This window comes from Streptomyces sp. DSM 110735, assembly GCF_016482685.1.
Classification (GTDB): Bacteria; Actinomycetota; Actinomycetes; order Streptomycetales; family Streptomycetaceae; genus Streptomyces.
Genome location: NZ_JACYHF010000022.1, coordinates 12325 through 35003 on the forward strand (window position 1 = coordinate 12325; position 22679 = coordinate 35003).

General features: G+C 71.1%; 22 protein-coding genes. 11 read left to right on the forward strand and 11 right to left on the reverse strand.

Translation table 11 applies throughout. From position 1 onward, the window contains the following. Positions 1–32 precede the first annotated feature (32 nt). Positions 33–887: a hypothetical protein gene (locus tag IF655_RS25935; protein ID WP_199587546.1), complete on the forward strand. Its 855-nt coding sequence runs from the start codon at positions 33–35 to the stop codon at positions 885–887. A 13-nt stretch (positions 888–900) separates the two neighbouring features. Here the strand turns inward: IF655_RS25935 and IF655_RS31570 are convergent, their stop codons facing one another. Next, positions 901–2589 carry a sigma-70 family RNA polymerase sigma factor gene (locus IF655_RS31570; protein WP_199587547.1) on the reverse strand — a complete coding sequence of 563 codons (1689 nt, stop codon included), beginning with the start codon at positions 2587–2589 and terminating at the stop codon, positions 901–903. A 276-nt stretch (positions 2590–2865) separates the two neighbouring features. On the opposite strand from IF655_RS31570, the gene radA reads away from it, so the two are divergent. Further along, a complete protein-coding gene (radA, locus tag IF655_RS25945) occupies positions 2866–4275 on the forward strand; it encodes a DNA repair protein RadA (protein ID WP_199587548.1) in 1410 nt (469 codons plus the stop codon). Positions 4276–4354: 79 nt separating this feature from the next. Continuing rightward, entirely contained in the window at positions 4355–5479 is a 1125-nt protein-coding gene (gene disA, locus IF655_RS25950; protein ID WP_199587549.1) for a DNA integrity scanning diadenylate cyclase DisA, read from the forward strand. Positions 5480–5631: 152 nt separating this feature from the next. Here disA and IF655_RS25955 read toward each other — a convergent pair whose 3' ends face one another. Beyond that, a complete protein-coding gene (locus IF655_RS25955; protein ID WP_199587550.1) occupies positions 5632–6483 on the reverse strand; it encodes a hypothetical protein in 852 nt (283 codons plus the stop codon). Positions 6484–6664: 181 nt separating this feature from the next. Here IF655_RS25955 and IF655_RS25960 point away from each other — a divergent pair, with 181 nt between their 5' ends. From IF655_RS25960 to cseC, 5 genes are all read left to right on the forward strand, one after another. Continuing rightward, positions 6665–7540, forward strand: a complete 876-nt coding sequence (locus IF655_RS25960; RefSeq protein ID WP_199587551.1) for an A/G-specific adenine glycosylase — start codon at positions 6665–6667, stop codon at positions 7538–7540. A 267-nt stretch (positions 7541–7807) separates the two neighbouring features. Next, complete coding sequence (locus IF655_RS25965; RefSeq protein ID WP_199587552.1) at positions 7808–8347, forward strand: SigE family RNA polymerase sigma factor; 540 nt, start codon at positions 7808–7810, stop codon at positions 8345–8347. A gap of 41 nt (positions 8348–8388) precedes the next feature. Continuing rightward, positions 8389–8985 (forward strand): hypothetical protein, encoded by a 597-nt coding sequence (locus IF655_RS25970; protein WP_199587553.1) that lies wholly within the window; start codon positions 8389–8391, stop codon positions 8983–8985. 70 nt (positions 8986–9055) lie between these two features. Then, on the forward strand, positions 9056–9757 hold the full coding sequence (gene cseB / locus IF655_RS25975; protein ID WP_199587554.1) for a two-component system response regulator CseB: 702 nt from the start codon (positions 9056–9058) through the stop codon (positions 9755–9757). Between the two features lie 11 nt (positions 9758–9768). After that, positions 9769–11127 carry a two-component system sensor histidine kinase CseC gene (gene cseC / locus IF655_RS25980; protein WP_199587618.1) on the forward strand — a complete coding sequence of 453 codons (1359 nt, stop codon included), beginning with the start codon at positions 9769–9771 and terminating at the stop codon, positions 11125–11127. A gap of 46 nt (positions 11128–11173) precedes the next feature. Here the strand turns inward: cseC and IF655_RS25985 are convergent, their stop codons facing one another. The 3 genes from IF655_RS25985 to IF655_RS25995 all read right to left on the reverse strand — a co-directional run bounded on the left by IF655_RS25985 (position 11174) and on the right by IF655_RS25995 (position 13859). Next, entirely contained in the window at positions 11174–11620 is a 447-nt protein-coding gene (locus tag IF655_RS25985; RefSeq protein ID WP_199587555.1) for a VOC family protein, read from the reverse strand. A 36-nt stretch (positions 11621–11656) separates the two neighbouring features. Further along, complete coding sequence (locus IF655_RS25990; RefSeq protein ID WP_242488940.1) at positions 11657–12151, reverse strand: helix-turn-helix transcriptional regulator; 495 nt, start codon at positions 12149–12151, stop codon at positions 11657–11659. Positions 12152–12266: 115 nt separating this feature from the next. Then, positions 12267–13859: an MDR family MFS transporter gene (locus IF655_RS25995; protein ID WP_199587556.1), complete on the reverse strand. Its 1593-nt coding sequence runs from the start codon at positions 13857–13859 to the stop codon at positions 12267–12269. Between the two features lie 119 nt (positions 13860–13978). Here IF655_RS25995 and IF655_RS26000 point away from each other — a divergent pair, with 119 nt between their 5' ends. Then, a complete protein-coding gene (locus IF655_RS26000; protein WP_199587557.1) occupies positions 13979–14578 on the forward strand; it encodes a TetR/AcrR family transcriptional regulator in 600 nt (199 codons plus the stop codon). 64 nt (positions 14579–14642) lie between these two features. On the opposite strand, the gene IF655_RS26005 is transcribed toward IF655_RS26000, so the two are convergent. Continuing rightward, positions 14643–15191 (reverse strand): M23 family metallopeptidase, encoded by a 549-nt coding sequence (locus IF655_RS26005; RefSeq protein ID WP_199587558.1) that lies wholly within the window; start codon positions 15189–15191, stop codon positions 14643–14645. 475 nt (positions 15192–15666) lie between these two features. Between IF655_RS26005 and IF655_RS26010 the strand changes: the two genes are divergently transcribed. Continuing rightward, positions 15667–16278 (forward strand): HAD family acid phosphatase, encoded by a 612-nt coding sequence (locus IF655_RS26010; protein WP_199587559.1) that lies wholly within the window; start codon positions 15667–15669, stop codon positions 16276–16278. A gap of 100 nt (positions 16279–16378) precedes the next feature. Here the strand turns inward: IF655_RS26010 and IF655_RS26015 are convergent, their stop codons facing one another. Further along, complete coding sequence (locus IF655_RS26015) at positions 16379–18907, reverse strand: ATP-dependent Clp protease ATP-binding subunit (protein ID WP_199587560.1); 2529 nt, start codon at positions 18905–18907, stop codon at positions 16379–16381. 430 nt (positions 18908–19337) lie between these two features. Between IF655_RS26015 and IF655_RS26020 the strand changes: the two genes are divergently transcribed. Then, on the forward strand, positions 19338–20036 hold the full coding sequence (locus tag IF655_RS26020) for an SCO3374 family protein (protein WP_199587561.1): 699 nt from the start codon (positions 19338–19340) through the stop codon (positions 20034–20036). Between the two features lie 5 nt (positions 20037–20041). Here the strand turns inward: IF655_RS26020 and IF655_RS26025 are convergent, their stop codons facing one another. From IF655_RS26025 to IF655_RS26040, 4 genes are all read right to left on the reverse strand, one after another. Further along, positions 20042–20377 carry an Lsr2 family protein gene (locus IF655_RS26025; RefSeq protein ID WP_018548018.1) on the reverse strand — a complete coding sequence of 112 codons (336 nt, stop codon included), beginning with the start codon at positions 20375–20377 and terminating at the stop codon, positions 20042–20044. 203 nt (positions 20378–20580) lie between these two features. Continuing rightward, positions 20581–21132, reverse strand: coding sequence for an amino-acid N-acetyltransferase (locus IF655_RS26030; RefSeq protein ID WP_199587562.1), 552 nt, complete (start codon positions 21130–21132; stop codon positions 20581–20583). 9 nt (positions 21133–21141) lie between these two features. Next, a complete protein-coding gene (locus IF655_RS26035) occupies positions 21142–21561 on the reverse strand; it encodes a BlaI/MecI/CopY family transcriptional regulator (RefSeq protein ID WP_277952718.1) in 420 nt (139 codons plus the stop codon). 863 nt (positions 21562–22424) lie between these two features. Next, positions 22425–22598, reverse strand: a complete 174-nt coding sequence (locus IF655_RS26040) for a hypothetical protein (protein ID WP_199587564.1) — start codon at positions 22596–22598, stop codon at positions 22425–22427. Positions 22599–22679: the final 81 nt, after the last annotated feature.

A 22679-nucleotide genomic window follows, 5' to 3' on the forward strand; every position in this document is an offset into this window, starting at 1 on the left:
GATCAGGGGTTCCGTCCACTTACCCTGGACCTGTGCCAAAGACGAAAAAGGCGAAGGACGAGAAGACCGCCAAGCGCGACAAGGCGGACAAAGTGTCCAAGGCGCGCAAGGACGCCCCCGTGGACGACGAGCAGGGGCTCGACTTCGCGCGGTCGTGGGTGGAGTTCCCCGACCCGGCGGACGACGAGCAGGTCTTCCGCTGCGACCTGACCTGGCTGACCTCGCGCTGGAACTGCATCTTCGGCAGCGGCTGCCAGGGCATCCAGGCGGGCCGCGCGGCCGACGGCTGCTGCTCGCTGGGCGCGCACTTCTCCGACGAGGACGACGAGAAGCGGGTCGCGGAGCACGTGGCCCGGCTGACCCCGGACATCTGGCAGCACCACGACGAGGGGCTGCGCGGCGGCTGGGTCGCCGAGGACGACGAGGGCTCCCGGCAGACCCGCCCCTTCCAGGGCTCCTGCATCTTCCAGAACCGCCCCGGTTTCGAGGGCGGCGCGGGCTGCTCGCTGCACATCCTGGCCCTGAAGGAGGGGCGCGAGCCGCTGGAGACCAAGCCGGACGTGTGCTGGCAGTTGCCGATCCGGCGGACGTACGAGTGGATCGACCGCCCGGACGACACCCGGGTCCTCCAGGTGTCCATCGGGGAGTACGACCGCCGCGGCTGGGGTCCGGGCGGCCACGACCTGCACTGGTGGTGCACGTCGGCCACCTCGGCGCACGGCGCGGGTGACCCGGTATACGTCTCCTACCGCGCCGAGCTGACCGAGCTGATGGGCAAGGCGGGCTACGACCGGCTGGTCGAGCTGTGCGAGCAGCGGCTGGCGTCCCGGCTGCCGCTGGTGGCACCGCACCCGGCGGACCCGGCGCGACCGGGCGAGCGGGGCTGACCAGCGCCCCGGGTCACTCGGCCGCCGGGATCGACGGGTCCTCGTCGTCCGGCGGCGGTGTCTGCGTCGGCGGCGGCGAGGTCGGCGTGTCCGACGGGTCCGGGCTCGGGCTGTCGCTCGTCGGGGGCGTGCTGCTGGGCGGGTCCGTCGGCGGCGGGGTCGGGGAGGCGGGGGGCGTGCTGCTCGGCGGCGCCGAGGTCGGGGGCGGGGTCGTACGGGCCCTGCCGTACCCGGTGATGGTGACGACCGCGCCCGCCGGGGCGACGGCGACCCGGGCGCGCCAGTGCCCGGCGGGTTCGCGCAGGTGGTCGACGTACACCCGGACCGTGAGCGTGTCGCCGGGGGCGAGGGTGCCCGAGGAGCGGCTGAGGTAGAGCCAGGGCTGGCGGGTGGCGGCGGACCAGTGGACGGGTCCCGAGCCGGAGGCGCGCAGGGTGATCAGCGTGGTGTCGCCCTCTGTGGTCGCGCCGATGGTGAGCTGCCCGGCGCCCTTCTCGCCCGCGCCGGAGACGCTGACCACCTCGACCGAGACGTCCGGGTCGGCGGTGCCGCTCGGACCCGGCTCGGGCTTCACGCTGGCGTTGCCCGCGTTCTCGTACGCACCCGGACTATCGCCGTCGAGGGTGTCCGGACCGCTCGCGCCGGGCGCGGCGGAGGGGCGGCCGTCGTCGGCGGTGGGGGCGCTGCGGTAGGCGGCCCACAGGGCGAGGACGGGCGCGGCGACGACGGTGGCGACCACGGTGGTGGTGACGGCTCGCGCGCGCAGCTTGTCGCGGCGGGCGGCGCGGTCCTTGGGGTCCATGGGGAAACCGCGCCGGTCGAAGCGCGGTACGGCGGCGCCCCGCGCGCGGGGATGGCCCGCGAGCGCCGCGTGCAGGGCGGCACGGGGTGCCTGGAGTACGGGCAGCTCGGCGGGGGTGACCGTGGCGCCGGGCCAGCGGCCGGGCACCGCGCGCTCGGCGGTGCGGCGGCAGCGCGGGCAGTCGTCGACGTGCCGGACCAGTTCGCGGCGCAGGGCGGCGCTGAGGACGAGGCGGCTGTCGCCGGTGAGATGGGCCACGCTCGGGCAGCCGCCGGTCTCGACGACGGCGAGCGCGGCGCGGGTGCGCTCGACCTCGCAGGCGGCGGAGGAGAGCAGGTCGCGGGCGGCGGCGGGCTCCAGACCGAGCACGGCGGCGACCTCGGGGGCGGCGAGCCGGTGCCGCACGGCCAGCTCCAGCGCCTCGCGCTGCTCGGGTGTCGTACCGGCAGCCTCCGGCCAGGCGAGCAGGGCGAGTTCGCGGCGGCGGCGCTCCTGGACCTCCGGGGAGGGCTGCGGGTCGGCGGACGCGGCGGGTTCGGCGCCGTGGGCGGGGCGCCCCGCCGCGTGGGTCGCCTGGCGGGTGCGGCGCGCCTCGGCGAGACCGCGCAGACACGCCCAGCGGGCCAGCGCGTACAGCCATGCCCTGCGGTCGGCGGTGGTGCGGGGGACGCGCGGACCGCGCCGCTCGGCGAGGGCGAGGACCTCGCCGAGGGCGGCGGTGGCGGCGTCGTGGTCGCAGAGCACCGAGAGGCAGTAGGTGAACAGACCATCCAGATACGGCTCGTGGCACGCCGAAGGGCGCCGGGCGATGTTCCGCGCGGCGGCTCGGTCACGCGCCTCCCGGTGCGCCCGGTGTGCGCCGGTGGTGCGGGTCGTGGTCTCCGGACTGCTGCTCCTCACCTGTGCGACCGTAGGCGCCCGCGGAGTGCCCCTTCTTGCACCTTGAGCACTTTTAATCCGTACGGGTGAAACGATCCCTCATAAGGGGACACGGATGCTCCGCCCGGCGGCTCCCGACCGGAGCATCCGGACCGCCTCCGGACCACCCGCGTGCACCCGGACGCCCCATGTGCGCCCCTGGGCGACGGGGACGGTCTTCCGGAGGGCGACGGAGAGGAGCCTTCCGGGGAAGGCGCGCCCGGGTCCGTTGTCAGTGGCGCCGACTACGGTGTCCGCATGGCTGCCCGTACCAAGACCACCAAGGACCGTCCGTCCTACCGCTGCACCGAGTGCGGCTGGCAGACGGCCAAGTGGCTCGGCCGCTGCCCCGAGTGCCAGGCGTGGGGGACGGTCGAGGAGTACGGCGCGCCCGCGGTGCGGACGACGGCACCCGGCCGGGTCACCAGCTCCGCGCTGCCCATCGGCCAGGTCGACGGGCGCCAGGCGACCGCCCGCCCCACCGGTGTGCCCGAGCTGGACCGGGTGCTCGGCGGCGGACTCGTGCCCGGCGCGGTCGTGCTGCTCGCGGGCGAACCCGGCGTCGGCAAGTCGACGCTGCTGCTCGACGTGGCCGCCAAGTCCGCGAGCGAGGAGCACAAGACGCTCTACGTCACCGGTGAGGAGTCCGCGAGCCAGGTCCGGCTGCGCGCGGACCGCATCGGCGCCCTGGACGACCATCTGTATCTCGCCGCCGAGACCGATCTGGCCGCCGTTCTCGGCCACTTGGACGCGGTGAAGCCCTCGCTGCTGATCCTGGACTCGGTGCAGACGGTCGCCTCCCCGGAGATCGACGGCGCCCCCGGCGGCATGGCCCAGGTCCGCGAGGTGGCCGGCGCCCTGATCCGCGCCTCCAAGGAACGCGGCATGTCCACGCTGCTCGTCGGCCATGTCACCAAGGACGGCGCCATCGCGGGACCGCGCCTGCTTGAGCACCTGGTGGACGTCGTCCTGAGCTTCGAGGGCGACCGGCACGCCCGGCTCCGCCTGGTCCGGGGCGTCAAGAACCGGTACGGCGCGACGGACGAGGTCGGCTGCTTCGAGCTGCACGACGAGGGCATCACCGGGCTCGCCGACCCCAGCGGTCTGTTCCTGACCCGGCGCGCCGAGCCGGTGCCGGGCACCTGTCTGACCGTGACCCTTGAGGGGCGCCGCCCGCTGGTGGCCGAGGTGCAGGCGCTGACCGTGGACTCGCAGATCCCCTCCCCGCGCCGGACCACCTCGGGTCTTGAGACCTCCCGGGTGTCGATGATGCTGGCGGTCCTGGAGCAGCGCGGGCGGATCAGCGCGCTCGGCAAGCGGGACATCTACTCCGCGACCGTGGGCGGGGTGAAGCTCTCCGAGCCCGCCGCCGACCTCGCGATCGCGCTCGCGCTGGCGTCGGCCGCCAGTGACACCCCGCTGCCGAAGAACCTCGTGGCGATCGGCGAGGTCGGTCTCGCCGGTGAGGTCAGACGGGTCACGGGCGTCCAGCGCAGGCTCGCGGAGGCGCACCGGCTGGGCTTCACCCACGCGCTGGTCCCCGGCGATCCGGGGAAGGTACCGCCCGGGATGAAGGTGCTTGAGGTGGCGGACATGGGCGACGCGCTGCGGGTGCTGCCCCGCTCGCGTCGCCGGGAGGCCCCTCGGGAGGCGGAGGAGCGCCGGTAGACTTTGTGCAGGTCTCGCCCGTCCGTACGAAACGCGCGTCGGACGGGAGCGCGTCAGAACCTGCGACCGGAGGAGTGCAGTGGCAGCCAACGACCGGGCAGCGGCTCCCGGAAAGTCCGGTGGGAGTGCCGGTCCCGATGGCCTGATGCGCGCCTCGCTGAGCGCCGTGGCACCTGGTACGGCGCTGCGCGACGGTCTGGAACGGGTCCTGCGCGGCAACACCGGCGGTCTGATCCTGCTCGGCTGGGACAAGACGGTCGAGGCGATGTGCACCGGCGGCTTCGTCCTAGACGTGGAGTTCACCGCGACCCGGCTGCGCGAGCTGTGCAAGCTCGACGGCGGCATCGTGCTCTCCTCGGACCTCTCCAAGATCCTGCGCGCCGGGGTCCAGCTCGTCCCGGACCCCACCATCCCCACCGAGGAGACCGGCACCCGGCACCGCACCGCCGACCGCGTCTCCAAGCAGGTCGGCTTCCCGGTCGTCTCCGTCTCCCAGTCGATGCGGCTGATCGCGCTCTACGTCGACGGTCAGCGCCGGGTCCTGGAGGACTCCGCCGCGATCCTCTCCCGCGCGAACCAGGCGCTGGCCACCCTGGAGCGGTACAAGCTCCGGCTGGACGAGGTCGCGGGCACGCTGTCCGCGCTGGAGATCGAGGACCTGGTCACCGTCCGGGACGTGTCGGCGGTCGCGCAGCGGCTGGAGATGGTCCGGCGGATCGCCACGGAAATCGCCGAGTACGTGGTCGAGTTGGGCACCGACGGGCGGCTTCTCGCGCTGCAGTTGGAGGAGTTGATCGCGGGGGTCGAGCCGGACCGCGAACTGGTCGTACGGGACTATGTGCCCGAGCCGACGGCGAAGCGGTCGCGGACGGTGGAGGAGGCGCTGTCCGAGCTGAACGCGCTGACCCATGCGGAGTTGCTCGAACTGGGGACTGTGGCGCGGGGGTTGGGATACACCGCGTCTCCCGAGTCGCTGGACTCCTCTGTTTCGCCCCGGGGATTCCGGTTGCTGGCGAAGGTTCCCCGGTTGCCCGGTGCGATCATCGATCGGCTGGTGGAGCACTTTGGTGGCTTGCAGAAGTTGCTCGCTGCCAGCGTGGATGATCTGCAGGCTGTGGACGGGGTGGGGGAAGCGCGGGCTCGTAGTGTGCGGGAGGGGCTCTCGCGGCTGGCCGAGTCTTCGATTCTCGAGCGGTACGTCTAGGGTTTCGGCGGTTCGTTTTCGGGTGCGGGTTCGTTGTGGCTGGTCGCGCAGTTCCCCGCGCCCCTCAAAAGCACCAGTTGCCCGCGCCGCCCAAGAACACCGGTTGCCCGCGCCCCTGAGGAGTTCCCGTCGCCCCTTGCTGACAAGACCCCCTAGTCCGCCGACAGTACGAACGACGTCTGGGTCTTCTTGAAGCCCGGGGTCTTCGCCTCCAGGAGGTACGTGCCCGGCTTCGCCTTGTTGGGCTGGGGGGTTTCGCACTTGTCGGTGGACTGGGCGCGGTCCCACTTCAGGGTGTAGGTGATGCTCTGGCCCGCCGGGACCTTGTAGAAGCGGGCAGCCGCGTTCTTCGGGCAGTCGTCCGAGGACCAGAAGGGGTCGTCGCCGTCGGCCGGGGTGATCGTCAGGATCGTGTGCTGGGGACCGAGGTCGGTCTTGCAGGCGGCGGAGCCGGTGTTCTTGACGACCAGTTCGAAGGTCGGGGTCTGGTCGGGCGAGTAGGAGTTGTGGACGCTGCGCAGGCTCAGGGTGACCGCGCCGGGGGCGCAGTCGGGCAGCGAGGAGGACGCCGGGATCGTCTCGGCCGTTCCGGCGCCGCCGCCGGACCCGGAGCCCGTACCGACCGAGCCCGAGCCGGAGCCGGAACCCGAACCGCCGGTGCCCGAACCGTCGCCGGAGCCGTCACCGTCGTCCGCGCCGGAGCCGCCGCCGGAACCCGAGCCGGAGCCCTCGTCGTCGCCGGAGCCGTCCCCGCCGCTCGACTCGTCGCGCCCGCCGGGGTGTTGGCTGATCGCGGGACCGGAGGAGGAGGGTCCGGGGGTGATGGTGTGCGCGGGATTCTTGCCGTTCGAGCCGTCGGCGTTCTTCTTGCCGCCACCGCCGCCGGACGTGACGATCCAGGTGACCAGGAGCGCCAACACGGCGACCACGGACACCAGTACGACCCTCCGTCGCCAGTAGATGGACGAGGGAAGCGGCCCGATCGGATTGCGCAGAGATCCCACGGGCGAACTCTACGAGAGATCACCCCGCCGGGCGGCGTCCCCCGCCGCCCCGACGCCAACTTTTCCGGATCATCATCCCGGTAACTGCCGCCCGGCGTCGGGCTCTTGCGAACGGTCCGACGCTCCGTGCGCGCACGGTCACCGACGATGACCGCGCGAGCCGTGGCAGGATCGGAGGGTCATGACTGAGAAGCTGCACGCCCCCGTGATCGAGTGGTTCGACCTCCACGCCCGCGACCTCCCCTGGCGCCGCCCGGAGGCGGGTCCGTGGGGGGTGATGGTCAGCGAGTTCATGCTGCAGCAGACCCCGGTGAACCGGGTGCTGCCCGTCTACGAGCAGTGGCTGGCCCGCTGGCCGCGCCCCGCCGACCTCGCCAAGGAGGCGCCCGGCGAGGCGGTGCGCGCCTGGGGGCGGCTCGGCTATCCGCGCCGCGCGCTCCGGCTGCACGGCGCGGCCGTCGCCATAACGGAGCGGCACGGCGGCGACGTACCCACCGACCACGCCCAGCTCCTCGCGCTGCCCGGCATCGGCGAGTACACGGCCGCCGCCGTGGCGTCCTTCGCCTACGGCCAGCGGCACGCCGTCCTCGACACCAATGTGCGCCGGGTCTTCGCGCGCGCGGTGACGGGTGTGCGGTATCCGCCGAACGCGACCACCGCCGCCGAGCGGCGTCTGGCGCGCGAGCTGCTGCCCGAGGACGAGAAGACGGCCGCGCGCTGGGCCGCCGCCTCCATGGAGCTGGGCGCGCTGGTGTGCACGGCGAAGAACGAGGGCTGCGGAAGCTGTCCGATCTCGGACCAGTGCGCCTGGCGCCTCGCGGGCAAGCCGGAGCACGACGGACCGCCGCGGCGCGGGCAGACGTACGCGGGCACGGACCGGCAGGTGCGCGGGAAGCTGCTCGCGGTGCTGCGGGAGGCGCATGTGCCGGTGCCGCAGGCGGCGCTTGACCGGGTGTGGCACGAGCCGGTGCAGCGGGCCCGTGCGCTGGACGGGCTCGTGACGGACGGGCTCGTGGAGCCGCTCGCGGGCGGTCTCTACCGGCTGCCGCTGAGCTGACGCACCGGCACGTCACAGACTGCGGGTCCGTGTCACGGAACGACCGGACCGGCAAAACCCCGCGAACCGGGGCAAGGTGACCGTCCTTCTTACCCCGCGCCTACTTCCGTTACACAACCGACGGACAGCCGAGTGCCAGCCGCAGGCTGCTCCGCACAGCCCCGTGACAACAGCTCCGTAGGTTTCTCCCGTGCCCGGCGGACCACCGGGCCGCACATATCAGGCGTGAGCCTGGGCGGGACAACGGGGAGACGGAGGCGGTCGATCATGGCGCAGGGCGAGGTGCTCGAGTTCGAGGAGTACGTGCGTACCCGGCAGGACGCGCTGCTGCGCAGCGCACGGCGGCTGGTGCCGGACCCCGTGGACGCCCAGGACCTGCTCCAGACGGCGCTGGTGCGGACGTACGGCCGCTGGGAGGGCATCGCGGACAAGCGGCTCGCGGACGCCTATCTGCGCCGGGTCATGATCAACACGCGGACCGAGTGGTGGCGGGCGCGCAAGCTGGAGGAGATCCCCACCGAGCAGCTCCCCGACGCCTGCGTCGAGGACGCCACCGAGCAGTACGCGGACCGCTCGCTGCTGATGGACATCATGAAGGTGCTGGCTCCCAAGCAGCGCAGTGTCGTGGTGCTGCGACACTGGGAGCAGATGTCCACGGAGGAGACGGCCGCGGCCCTCGGCATGTCGGCGGGCACGGTCAAGAGCACGCTGCACCGGGCGCTCGCCCGGCTCCGCGAGGAGCTGGAGGCCCGCGATCTGGACGCACGCGCGCTGGAGCGTGAGGAGCGGGAGCGTTGCGCGGCCTGAGCGGCGGCGGGTCCGGTGGGGCCCGGCGGAGTTCACAGGCGGTGATCACGGCTGCGGCCGCGCTCACCGCCGTCGCCCTTTTCGCCGCCGCCTGCGGCACGGGGGGCACCGGCGCCCGGGACGAGGGTCCGGCGCACGCCTCGGCGGTGGCCGGTGCCGCCTCCCCGACGCCGAGTCCGGCCGGTACGTACAAGCGGGTGGACGCGGTGCGGCTGCTGAAAGCCGATCCGGGGGTCTCCGCGGCGGTGAAGAAAGAGCTGAAGCCGTGCGGCGGGGACGACTACCCGGTGGACGTCTCCTACGGCGATCTGACCGGCGGCGCCCGGGACGACGTCGTGATCAACGTGCTGACCTGCACGGACGCCGTCGGGATCGGGTCGTATGTGTACCGGGACGACAGCGGTGCGTACAAGAACGTCTTCCGGACCGAGGAGTCGCCGGTCTACGCGGAGATCGACCAGGGCGTGCTGAGCGTGACCAAGCAGGTGTACCGGAAGGGCGACCCCATCTCCAGCCCGTCCGGGGAGGACGTGATCCCGTACCGGTGGAAGACCGGCAGGTTCGTGCAGGGCAAGCCGGTCCACACCGACTACAGCGGTGCCGTCGGCGGGCAGCCCAGCCCCGTCCCGGGCAACTGACGCCCCCGCCGAGCCGGCCACCAGCCCGAGCCGTCCACCAGACGCCGACCACGAGACGGAGAGCATCCGGATGCCAGAGCAGACCCACGTCCTGTTCGTCGAGGACGACGACGTCATCCGTGAGGCCACCCAGCTCGCCCTGGAGCGGGACGGCTTCGCGGTGACCGCCATGCCGGACGGGCTGTCCGGTCTGGAGGCGTTCCGGTCCGACCGGCCGGACATCGCGCTCCTCGACGTCATGGTGCCGGGGCTGGACGGGGTGAGCCTGTGCCGCCGCATCCGGGACGAGTCGACGGTGCCGGTGATCATGCTGTCGGCGCGGGCGGACTCCATCGACGTGGTGCTCGGTCTGGAGGCGGGCGCGGACGACTATGTGACCAAGCCGTTCGACGGGGCGGTCCTTGTGGCCCGAATCCGGGCGGTGCTGCGCCGCTTCGGGCACGCCGGGCACACGGCGGACGGCGCGGGAGCCGAGGCGGATTCCGACGGGATACTCGCCTTCGGGGACCTGGAGATCGACACCGAGGGCATGGAGGTGCGCCGGGCGGGGCGCCCGGTGGCGCTCACGCCGACCGAGATGCGGCTGCTCCTTGAGTTCTCCGGCGCGCCGGGCACCGTGCTCTCCCGTGACAAGCTCCTGGAGCGGGTGTGGGAGTACGGCTGGGGCGGCGACACCCGGGTCGTGGACGTGCACGTACAGCGGCTGCGGCAGAAGATCGGCCAGGACCGGATCGAGACGGTCCGCGGCTTCGGCTACAAGCTGCGGGCGTGAGCGGAGCCGACATGCCGGGATTCATGCGGCGCCCGGTGCGGCGCGTGGCGGGGGTGGGCCTCAGAACGGGGCTGCGGTGGAAGCTGAGCGCGGCGATCGCGCTGGTCGCGGGTCTGGTGGCGATCGGGCTGAGCCTGGTCGTGCACAACGCGGCCCGGGTCTCGATGCTCGACAACGCCCGTGACCTCGCCAACCAGCGGGTGCAGATCGCCCAGCGCAACTACGAGCTGTCCGGGCGCCCCAACTTCCCCAACATCAAGATCGACGACCCGCTGCTGCCGGGTCCGCTGCGGGACAAGGTGGAGGAGGGGCGCCGGGCCAGTTACGTCAGCGACCAGGGCAGCGGGGAGCCGGACATCTGGGCGGCGGTGCCGGTCAAGGGCGGGCATGTGCTGTCCCTGCACAGCTCCTTCCCGGACCGCTCGACCGACATCCTCACCGACCTCGACCAGGCGCTGGTCATCGGCTCCATCGCGGTGGTGCTCGGCGGCAGCGCGCTCGGCGTGCTGATCGGCGGGCAGCTCTCCCGGCGGCTGCGCAAGGCGGCTGCCGCCGCGAACCAGGTCGCCAAGGGCGAGACCGACGTCCGCGTGCGCGAGGCCATCGGCGGGGTAGTCCGGGACGAGACCGACGACCTGGCGCGCGCGGTCGACGCCATGGCGGACGCGCTCAAGCAGCGCCTGGAGGCGGAGCGCCGGGTCACCGCCGACATCGCGCACGAGCTGCGCACCCCGGTGACGGGTCTGCTGACCGCCGCCGAGCTGCTGCCGCCCGGGCGCCCCACGGAGCTGGTCCTGGACCGCGCCAAGGCGATGCGCACCCTGGTGGAGGACGTCCTTGAGGTGGCCCGGCTGGACGGCGCCTCCGAGCGTGCCGAGCTGCAGGACCTCCTGCTGGGCGAGTTCGTCGCGCGGCGGGTGACCGCCAAGGACCCGGACGTCGTCGTACGCGTGGTGCACGAGTCGGAGGTCACCACCGACCCCCGGCGCCTGGAACGGGTGCTGTTCAACCTGCTCGCCAACGCCGCCCGGCACGGACGACCGCCCATCGAGGTGACCGTCGAGGGCCGGGTGATCCGCATCCGCGACCACGGCCCCGGGTTCCCCGAGGAGCTGCTCGCCGAGGGACCGCGCCGCTTCCGCACCGGCAGCGCGGACCGCTCCGGGCAGGGGCACGGGCTGGGTCTGACCATCGCGGCGGGACAGGCGCGGGTGCTGGGCGCCCGGCTCACCTTCCGCAACGTACGCCCCCCGGGCGCGCCGCCGGGCGTCCCGGCCGAGGGCGCGGTCGCGGTGCTGTGGCTCCCGGAGCACGCGCCGACGAACACGGGGAGCTATCCGGTGCTGCCGCCGTCCGGGGGCGCGGGCTGAGTCCACGGGCGCGGCGCGCGCGGACCTCAGCCTCTGCGGTGGCCGGTCAGCAGGCCCAGTCCTTGTCGAGGTCCAGACCGTCCGCGCGGGGCTGCGTGAACGAGAACCAGTTCCCGGAGTCGTCGCGCAGCAGCGCCTCCGTGCCGTAGGGGCGCTCCTGCGGCTCCTGCAGGAACTCCACGCCGCGGTCCTTGAGCTTCTTGTAGTCGCCGTGGATGTCGTCGGTGGTCAGCACACCGGCTCCGAGCACGCCCTTGGCCACGAGCTTCTTCACCATCTCGGCGGACTCGGGGTCCATCGCGGGCGCCTGGGGCACCATCAACGTCAGTTCGACATCGGGCTGCTCGGGGGAGCCGACGGTGAGCCAGCGCATACCGCCCTCGCCCATCGTCAGGTCCGTACGGACCTCCAGGCCGAGCTTCTCGGTGTAGAACTCCTTCGCCCGCTCCTGGTCGAGTACCCAGACGGTCGCGATCTTGAGTCCCTTGATCATGACGTGCTCCTGCTGTTCGTGGTGATCGGCTCCTGCTCAGTCACCGTAGGCAGTGGGGTCCTCGCCGTGCTTCTCCGTAATTGCGCAGTCCGCGATCGCGCTGTCCGTCAGCGCGCTGTCCGACGGGACCGCGCCGGGGGCGTTCGCGAACCCGCCCGCCCAGAGCATGGCGTAGCACCCGGGTATGAGGGCGGCGCCGCGTCCCACGTGCCGGGTCCGGTACTCGGTGGGGGTCAGCCCGGTCCGCGCCTTGAACCGGGTGGAGAAGGTGCCCAGGCTGCTGAACCCGACCAGATGGCAGATCTCGGTCACCGAAAGACCGGCGGTGCGCAGCAGGTCCTGCGCCCGCTCGATCCGCCGGTGGGTCAGATACTGCCCGGGGGTCTCGCCGTAGACGTCCTTGAAGGCGCGCAGGAAGTGGAACCGCGAGTACCCGGCGTGTGCCGCGACCGCGCTCAGGTCGAGACCGGGGTCGGCCCAGCCCCGGTCCATGGCGTCCTTGGCCAGGCGCATACGGCGCACTTTGTCCATGCGGCCGATGGTGGCACGGGGCACTGACAGTGCCCGGGCACGGCGAAGGCCCCCGGGGCGGACACGCGCCGGGGGCCTTCGGTCTCAGATGCGATCGGTCAGACCACGCGGTCGGTCAGACCGGCTCGGCGAGGGCCAGAGCCGCCTCCGGGCTGTCCTCGGCCGCCTTCGGGCCACCGCCGCCGCGCAGCGGGACCTCCTTGACGAACAGGGACGCGACCAGGACCACGACCGCGACCACGGCGCCGAGCAGGAAGGCGGAGTGGATACCGGCGGAGACCGCGTGCTTGTACGCGTCCTGCAGCGGGACCGGAAGCAGGCGCAGGTGCGCCGCGTCGAGCTGCGCGGACTTCTCGGTGACCTTGCGGGCCATGGCGCCGCCGCGCTCGGCCATGGTGTCGTTCACCCGGTTGTTGAACAGCGCGCCCATGACCGCCACGCCGAACGAGGAACCGAGGGTGCGGAACAGGGTGGCGGAGGACGAGGCGACGCCCATGTCCTTCATCTCCACGCTGTTCTGCGCGACCAGCATGGTGATCTGCATCAGGCAGCCCATGCCCGCGCCGACCACGGCCATGTAGATGCCGGAGGTGACCCGGGTGGTGTCGACGCCCATGGTCGACATCAGGTAGAGACCGACGATCATCAGCGCGCCGCCCACGATCGGGAACGCCTTGTAGCGACCGCTGCCCGTGGTGACCCGGCCCGCGACCATGGAGGTCACGAGCATCGCGCCCAGCATCGGCAGGAGCAGCAGACCGGAGTTGGTGGCGGACGCGCCCTGCACGGACTGCTGGTACAGCGGCAGGAAGAGCGTGGCGCCGAACATCACGAAACCGGTGATGAAGCCGATGAGGGCCATCAGGGTGAAGTTGCGGCTCTTGAAGATGTGCAGCGGCAGCACCGGCTCGGCGGCCCTGGTCTGCCAGAACACGAATCCGACCAGCGAGACCACGCCGAGCGCGATCAGCTCCATGATGCGCGCGGAGGACCACGCGTACTGCGTGCCGCCCCAGGTGGTGACGAGCACGATGGAGGTGATGCCGACGGTCAGGAGCACGACACCGAGGTAGTCGATGCCCGCCTTGGCCCGCTTCTTCGGCAGGTGCAGCACGGCGGTGACCAGCGCGAGCGCGACCGCGCCGAGCGGCAGGTTGATGTAGAAGGTCCAGCGCCATCCCCAGTTGTCGGTGATGGTGCCGCCGACCAGCGGACCGCCGATCATGGCGAGCGCCATGACACCGGCCATCATGCCCTGGTACTTGCCGCGCTCACGCGGCGGAATCAGGTCACCGATGATCGCCATGACGCCGACCATCAGACCACCGGCGCCGAGACCCTGGATGGCACGGAAGCCGATGAGCTGTCCCATGTCCTGGGCCATGCCGCTCAGCGCCGAACCGATCAGGAAGATCACGATCGAGGTGAGGAAGGCGCCCTTGCGCCCGAACATGTCGCCGACCTTGCCCCAGACGGGGGTGGAGGCCGCGGTCGCGAGCGTGTAGCCCGTGACCACCCAGGACAGGTGCTCCAGACCACCGAGGTCGCCGACGATGGTCGGCATCGCGGTGCCCACGATCATGTTGTCCAGCATCGCGAGCATCATCGCGATCATGAGCGCCATCAGAACGACGCGTACGCTCCGTGGCTGCTTCCCCGACTCCGCGGGTTTCCCCTGGTCCGCGGGGACCGTCTGTGTGTCCGCCATCTCTCCCACTCCCTTGCGACAGGTACTTACTTGCCGCCCGGCTAGTTCACTACACTGAAGGTAGCCAGTTTACTAGCCGGGCGTCAAGTAAGTTTCCCGGGAGCGCGAGGAGTACGAGGATGGGTGGCACGATGGACGGCACCAAGCAGCAGCGCCGCGGCAACACCCGCCAGCGCATCCAGGACGTGGCGCTCGAGCTCTTCGCGGAGCAGGGCTACGAGAAGACGTCTCTGCGCGAGATCGCGGAACGCCTCGACGTGACCAAAGCGGCCCTGTACTACCACTTCAAGACCAAGGAAGAGATCATCGTCAGCCTCTTCCGGGATCTGACGCAGCCGATCGAGGACCTGATCGAGTGGGGACAGGGGCAGCCGCACACCCTGGAGACCAAGCAGGAGATCGTCCGGCGCTACAGCGAGGCGCTGGCCGGAGCGGAGCCGCTCTTCCGGTTCATGCAGGAGAACCAGGCGACGGTACGGGAGCTGCGCATCGGCGAGACCTTCAAGGACCGGATGCGCGGCCTCAGGGACATCATCATCGACCCCGAGGCCCAGCTCACCGACCAGGTCCGCTGCATCAGCGCGCTGTTCACGCTGCACGCGGGGATGTTCGTGATGCAGGACCTGGAGGGCGACGCCGAGAAGAAGCGCCAGGCCGTTCTCGAGGTCGCCATCGACATGGTGACGCAGGCGCACGAGAGCACCCGCGACGGGAAGTGAGACCGGCGCCCTGGCATCAGGGCGCCGTCACCGGCACGTCCCGGTCCGGGACGCGGGTGGTGGCTCAGACGTGGACGCCGTGAGCGCGCAGGAAGACGACCGGGTTGACGGCGGAGCCGTAGTTCGGCGTCGTACGGATCTCGAAGTGCAGGTGCGGGCCGGTGGAGTTGCCGGTGCTGCCCGAGAGGGCTATGTGCTGGCCGGTCTTGACGACCTGGCCGACGCGCACGTCGATGCGGGACAGGTGGGCGTACTGCGAGTACAGGCCGTTGCCGTGCTTGATGACGACGGCGTTGCCGTAGGCGGGACCGTCACCGGCACCGTTCGGGCCGGCCTTGACGACCGTGCCGCCGTGCGCCGCGAGGACGTTGGTGCCGGTGGGCACCGCGAAGTCCTGACCGCTGTGCTTGTGGGCCCAGTGGCTGCCGGCCTGGGCGAACCCGGCCGAGAGCGTGTAGTGCTGCACCGGGTCGACCCAGGAGGTCGCGGGGGCGGTCGCGGCGCTCGCGACCCCGCCACCCAGCACGGCCGCGGCGCCGACTCCGGCGGCCGTGACGGCCACGCGGCTGCGGAGGGACATGCGGGCGGAACGAGACGTGGAACGCTTGAACATCTATACCTCGTGAACTCGGGGGACAGAGAGCCACCCGGCACACGGATGTTTCACCGGTTCGCCGGGCGGGACCCCCCATTGGTAACCCGGCATTCCATTCGCACTCAAACCCCCCTCACTACGGCAGGGGATAGTAGAACCTGTCAAAAACGCCCATCTCTTGACAGAACCCTCCACCACGGACGCCGACCGCGCCGACGTCGGGATATCACCCTGAGTTCCGGGACGAATGTCCTATTTTGATGGGATTAACTTTCCCACTATCCGGTGTAGTAACGGACATTTCGCCTGTGCCCCATGTCACCGGCGGCGGTATTCGCCAAAGCCTTCAATGTGACCCGCGCCTCTGGTCACCTACCCCCCGGTAACCCTACGGTTCCCCTCGCGCCACCCACTTCGCAGAGCATGTCCCTGACATTTCCGGTCTCCGGGACCCGCCCCTGCCCCGTACGGACGCGAGAGGAACCCCCCACCGATGACCAGACGCCCCTTAGCCCGCCGGACCGCCACCGCCGCCGTCTGCCTGGCCGCGCTCACCGCCCTGGCCGCCCCCGCCCAGGCCGCCGAGGCGGCTCCCGAGACGACTGCCGCCGCCGTCGACTACGCCACCTGGCAGCGCGACTGTGCAGCCGTCATGGACCAGGCGCTGCCCTACGTCCAGAGCCGCGTCTCCGCCGCCTCCGCGGGCGAGCGCCCGGCGATCGTCTTCGACATCGACAACACCACGCTGGAGACCGACTTCGGCTTCAGCTACCCGCAGCCCGCCAACAAGCCCGTCCTGAACGTCGCCCGCTACGCCCAGGACCACGACGTCGCCCTCTTCTTCGTCACCGCCCGCCCCGGCCTGCTGTACCTGCCCACCCAGTACAACCTCGCCCACGACGGCTACGACGTCACCGGGCTGCGCGTGCGCGGTCTCACCGACCTCTTCAAGGACGTCGCCGCCTACAAGACCGCCCAGCGCGCCGACATCGAGGCCCACGGCTACACGATCATCGCCAACATCGGCAACAGCCCCTCCGACCTCACGGGCGGCCACGCCGAAAAGACGTTCAAGCTGCCGGACTACGACGGCCAGCTCTCGTAGAAAGCCGCCTGTCGGCCGTCGGAAGCCCCCGCGCACGCGAAAGGGCCGGTGCTCGAAAGCACCGGCCCTTTCGGGGTTTCTCAGGCGAGCCCCCGGAGGGTTACGCGTCCTTGCTCAGGTTCGGGCCCGCGCCGCCCGCTGCCTGCTCGATCGGCGGGGCGTCGGGGAGGGCGGACTTCTCTTCGCCTCGGAAGGTGAAGGTCTGGCTGTCACCCTCGCCCTCCGTGTCCACGACCACGATGTGGCCGGGGCGGAGTTCGCCGAAGAGGATCTTCTCCGAGAGGGTGTCCTCGATCTCGCGCTGGATCGTGCGACGCAGCGGACGCGCGCCCAGCACCGGGTCGTAGCCCTTCTTGGAGAGCAGCTCCTTGGCGGACTGGGAGAGCTCGATGCCCATGTCCCGGTCCTTGAGGCGCTCGTCCACCTTGCCGACCATCAGGTCGACGATCCGCAGGATGTCGGCCTGGGTGAGCTGCGGGAAGACGACCACGTCGTCGACACGGTTGAGGAACTCGGGGCGGAAGTGCTGCTTCAGCTCGTCCGACACCTTGTTCTTCATGCGCTCGTAGTTGGTCTTCGAGTCGCCCGAGGCGGCGAAGCCCAGGTTGAAGCCCTTGGAGATGTCCCGGGTGCCGAGGTTGGTCGTCATGATGATGACCGTGTTCTTGAAGTCCACGACCCGGCCCTGGGAGTCGGTCAGGCGACCGTCCTCCAGGATCTGCAGCAGCGAGTTGAAGATGTCCGGGTGGGCCTTCTCGACCTCGTCGAAGAGGACGACCGAGAACGGCTTGCGGCGCACCTTCTCGGTGAGCTGGCCGCCCTCCTCGTAGCCCACGTAGCCGGGGGGCGAGCCGAAGAGCCGCGAGACCGTGTGCTTCTCGCTGAACTCCGACATGTCGAGGGAGATCAGCGCGTCCTCGTCGCCGAAGAGGAACTCCGCGAGCGCCTTGGACAGCTCGGTCTTACCGACACCGGACGGACCGGCGAAGATGAACGAGCCACCGGGACGCTTCGGGTCCTTCAGACCGGCGCGCGTACGACGGATCGCCTTCGACAGCGCCTTGACGGCGTCGACCTGGCCGATGACCCGCTTGTGGAGCTCGTCCTCCATGCGGAGCAGGCGGCTGGACTCCTCCTCGGTCAGCTTGAAGACCGGGATGCCGGTGGCGGTCGCGAGGACCTCGGCGATCAGCTCGCCGTCGACCTCCGCGACGACGTCCATGTCGCCGGCCTTCCACTCCTTCTCGCGCTTGGCCTTGGCGGCGAGGAGCTGCTTCTCCTTGTCGCGCAGGGAGGCGGCCTTCTCGAAGTCCTGCGAGTCGATCGCGGACTCCTTGTCCCGGCGGACACCGGCGATCTTCTCGTCGAACTCGCGCAGGTCCGGCGGCGCGGTCATCCGGCGGATGCGCATCCGGGAACCGGCCTCGTCGATCAGGTCGATCGCCTTGTCCGGCAGGAAGCGGTCCGAGATGTACCGGTCGGCCAGGGTGGCGGCCTGGACCAGCGCCTCGTCGGTGATCGAGACGCGGTGGTGCGCCTCGTACCGGTCGCGCAGGCCCTTGAGGATCTCGATCGTGTGCGGCAGCGACGGCTCCGCGACCTGGATGGGCTGGAAGCGGCGCTCAAGAGCCGCGTCCTTCTCCAGGTGCTTGCGGTACTCGTCCAGCGTGGTCGCACCGATGGTCTGCAGCTCACCGCGCGCCAGCATCGGCTTGAGGATCGAGGCGGCGTCGATCGCGCCCTCGGCGGCACCCGCACCGACCAGCGTGTGCAGCTCGTCGATGAACAGGATGATGTCGCCGCGGGTGCGGATCTCCTTGAGCACCTTCTTCAGGCGCTCCTCGAAGTCACCGCGGTAGCGGGAGCCCGCGACCAGGGCACCGAGGTCCAGGGTGTAGAGGTGCTTGTCCTTGAGGGTCTCGGGCACCTCGCCCTTGACGATGGCCTGGGCGAGGCCCTCGACGACGGCGGTCTTGCCGACGCCGGGCTCACCGATCAGCACCGGGTTGTTCTTGGTGCGGCGGGACAGCACCTGCATGACCCGCTCGATCTCCTTCTCGCGCCCGATGACCGGGTCGAGCTTGGTCTCCCGAGCGGCCTGGGTGAGGTTCCGGCCGAACTGGTCCAGGACGAGGGAGGTCGAGGGCGTGCCCTCGGCCGGACCGCCCGCGGTGGCCGCCTCCTTGCCGCCCTGGTAACCGGAGAGCAACTGGATGACCTGCTGCCGCACCCGGTTGAGGTCTGCGCCCAGCTTGACCAGGACCTGGGCGGCGACGCCCTCGCCCTCGCGGATCAGGCCGAGCAGGATGTGCTCCGTGCCGATGTAGTTGTGGCCCAGTTGAAGGGCCTCGCGGAGCGACAGCTCCAGGACCTTCTTGGCACGGGGGGTGAAGGGGATGTGGCCGGACGGAGCCTGCTGGCCCTGACCGATGATCTCCTCCACCTGCTGGCGGACCGCCTCAAGCGAAATGCCGAGGCTCTCCAGGGCCTTAGCGGCGACACCTTCACCCTCGTGGATGAGACCCAGGAGGATGTGCTCGGTGCCGATGTAGTTGTGGTTGAGCATCCGGGCTTCTTCCTGAGCCAGGACGACAACCCGCCGCGCGCGGTCGGTGAACCTCTCGAACATCGTTAATCGCTCCTCAGAGCGGTCAGGCAGTGGGGGGAACTTCCCCTCCCTGTCCTTCCGCAGCTTAGTCCCGCAAGCGGGGACCGCTCATTCCAACTGCCGACACCGTCGATGGCCTCCTGACCCCTGACGCCGACATCTGCTCCAACCCGATGGTGCGAGACGATGTTCCCGCAGGCCAGGCAGTTACCCCAGTCGCCAGTACGCCGATGGCGAACGTGAGACGCCCCGTTCTGCGTGTCGCCCCCTCCCACTAGGCATGTCTTACCCGCGGGGACCGACAGTCCATGCCGAGCGCCCCCCATCCCTCCGCTATGGGCGAACAACCTTGTGCCACCGTGCGCTCCCGCGCACTCCCCTTCGGTGGGCGCTCCGGGATCACCCGACTGCCCAGCGTAACCACCGGGCGGGGGGTGAGGTTGCTCCGGACATGTCCTCGCCGCTTCCGACATCCGCGATTCCCGGACCCCGGCGTCCGCCCTCCGGACCCGCCCGCGATCCCGCCTCCGCTCCTGCCTCCGGTCCCGTCTCCGGGACGGGTGCGGCGGCTGCCGTGGCCCGGCGGTGGTACGAGGGGGTGCTGGGGTGGCCGACGGCTCCCGGGGAGCCGCTGCGGCTGGTGACGGGGGTGCGGTTCGACGCGCTGGACGTGCCGGTCGAGGCGGGCGCGGCGGCGCTGCGGCATCTGGGTCCCGGTTCACCGGTGGCCCGGTGCGGCGGACGGATGCTGCTCCTGGTGGCCGCGGGCTCGGCGGAGGAGCTGCCGGGGCTGCTGGAGTGGCTGGAGTGGGCGCCGCTGCCGCTGGATCTGCGGGCGCTGGGCGCGGGCGCCCTCATGGCGGCGCCCGTACCGCCCGCGCCTCACGTGCCGCCCGGACGCGCCCGTGACGGGGCGCGGCAGCCGCCTGGCGCGGCGCGGGGGACCGCCGTATGGCTGCGGCCCCCCGGGCCGGACCACGGGGTCGAGGCCGCGCTGCCGGCGCTGCCGGCCGTGGGGGGCGCCGGGGGTGCCCCCGATCTCGTACGGCTCGTGGGCACGGTCGCGGCGGAGTGCCACCGCGTCCGGCTGCGGCGCGCGGGCGCCGGGTCGGACGGCCGCGCGCGGGCCCGGTCGGCGGGCCCTCGGTAGGCGGATCAGCCGTTGGCCTTCTCGTACGCCTCGCGGATGGAGGCGGGGACGCGGCCGCGGTCGTTCACGTCGTAGCCGTTCTCCTTGGCCCAGGCGCGGATCGCCGCGGTGTCCTGGTTGCCACCGGAAGAGGCGCGGGACTTTCCGCGACCGGCGGAGGAACGGCCACCGGTACGACGGCCACCCTGGACATACGGACCGAGAAGGTCGCGCAGCTTGTCCGCATTGGCGGTCGTCAGATCGATCTCGTAAGTCTTGCCGTCCAGCGCGAACGTCACCGTCTCGTCCGCCTCGCCGCCGTCGAGGTCGTCGACAAGAAGGACCTGAACCTTCTGTGCCACGGGATTTCCTTTCATCGATAACGTGAGTGCGGGGGGGTGCGCGGCGCCGCCGTTTAGCCGCCCCTGTTATATGCAGTGCTGCAGTACGCCGGAAAGCAAACCGCTTTTGCCGGAAAAACACAAACCCTCGGGGAGAGGGACAGGGAGGCGGGCCCGACCGGAAACGTGCGCGTTTCGGACATAGGGAACCGGGGCAATGGCGATCACAGATGCAGAAGCATCCGGCTGTTGCCCAAGGTGTTCGGTTTCACTCGTTCGAGACCGAGGAACTCGGCGACACCCTCGTCATAGGAGCGCATCAGCTCCGCGTACACATCGGTGTCGACGGGAGTCTCGCCGATCTCGGTGAAGCCGTGCTTGGTGAAGAAGTCGACTTCGAAGGTCAGACAGAAAACGCGGCGAACACCGAGCCGGCGTGCGGTCTGGAGCAACTTCTCCAGCACCAGGTGGCCCACCCCCGAGCCCTTGAGACCGGGCTGTACGGCGAGAGTGCGGACTTCCGCGAGGTCTTCCCACATGACGTGCAGGGCGCCGCAGCCGACCACCTCGGCGTTGTCGTCGCGTTCCGCGACCCAGAACTCCTGGATGTCCTCGTAAAGCGTGACCGTGGCTTTGTCGAGCAGGATGTGCTCGTGCGTGTAGAGGTCGAGGAGTCGGCGTACGGCGGGAACATCGCTGGTCCGGGCGCGGCGGACGGTGACCGCTTTCCCGCGGCCGGTGGCTTTCCCGGGTACTTCGGGGCGCTCTGCTGACATGAGCGGACGCTATCGCCCGTCGGTGTCCTCCGCCGAACCGGGGTTCTCCTCTCGGGAGGGTTCCCTGGGTTCGCGTGTTTCCGGTCCCTGGACGATACGGATGGCGTCACTGAGTGCCTGGCGTTGTTCCTCGCTCATCATGCCGAAGAAGGCGACGAGAGCGGCGGCGGGGTTGTCGCTCTGGGTCCAGGCGTCGTTCATGAGCGCGGCGGCGTAGGCGGCTCGGGTGGAGACGGCCTCGTATCGATAGGCGCGGCCTTCCGCCTCGCGGCGTACCCAGCCCTTCTGATGGAGATTGTCCAAAACGGTCATGACCGTGGTGTACGCGATGGTGCGTTCCCGCTGGAGGTCTTCCAGGACTTCTCGAACGGTCACCGGGCGGTTCCACTTCCACACCCGCGTCATGACTGCGTCTTCGAGTTCTCCCAATGGGCGAGGCACGCTTAGAACAATAGTGGGAGATCCCGCCAATGGCGTGCGGGACGTGCGCTTAGGTGCGAAACGGGACCAAAAGGGGCGGGAATGCCTCCGGCGGGGGGGGGCGGGGGTGTACGGCGGGGGGTGCTTGGGGGGGTGCCTGCGGTGCGGGGCGGGGTGCCTGCGGCGCGGGGTGCCTGCGGCGCCGAGGCAGGGGCTGGGGGCGGGCGTGGGGGCTCAGGCGTCCGTGGTGGCCTGGCGGGCGCTCTCCGCGCGGGCGGCGTCGCGTCCATAGCGGCATCTTCCTGCCTCTGACGATGCGGATGCCTGCGGCGTTGAGGCGCGGCGGTAGCCGCCGGGGCTCAGCATCCGCGGCGGCACGGCGGGTGCCCTCGGCGCGGGCGGCGCCGCCGTCCATGGCGGCGTCCTCCTGCCCCTGGCGGCGCGGATGCCCACGGCGACGAAGCAGGGGCGGGCGGACGCAACGGGGCAAGCGTTCGTGGTGGCCCGGACGGGTGCCCTCCGCGCGGGCGGCGTCGCGTCCATGGCGGCGTCCTCCTGCCCCTGGCGGCGCGGACGCCTGCGGCGACGAAGCAGGGGCGGGCGGACGCAGCGGCTCAGCCCTCCGTGGTGGCCCGGGCGGGTGCTCTCCGCGCGGGCGGCGTCGCGTCCATGGCGGCATCTTCCTGTCTCTGGCGGCGCGGGTAGCCACAGCGACGAAGCAGGGGCGCGGGTGGACGGCGACGGGTCAAGCGTCTGCGGTGGCCCGGGCGGGCGCCCTCCGCGCGGGCGGTGTCGCGTCCATGGCCGCGTCTTTGTTGCCCTTGGCGGCGAGGCCGCTGCGGCTTCTAGGCGCGGCGGGTGGAAATGGGGGCTCAGGCGTCCGGGGTGGGCTGGTGGGTGCTTTCCGCTCGGGCCAGTGCCGCGTCCACGGCGGCGTCTTCCTTGCTCTTGGCGGCGCCGCCCTGGGTCTTCACGATCACCCGGACCACACCGATGAACAACGCGGCCATGACGACCGGGGGAACGAGCGCGGAGACGTATTCCATGCGACCAGAGTAGCCAGCGAAGGTGGGGCGTATGGGGCGGGGTGCCCGGATGGCGCCGCTGCCCCCGGAGGGTTTTCTCCG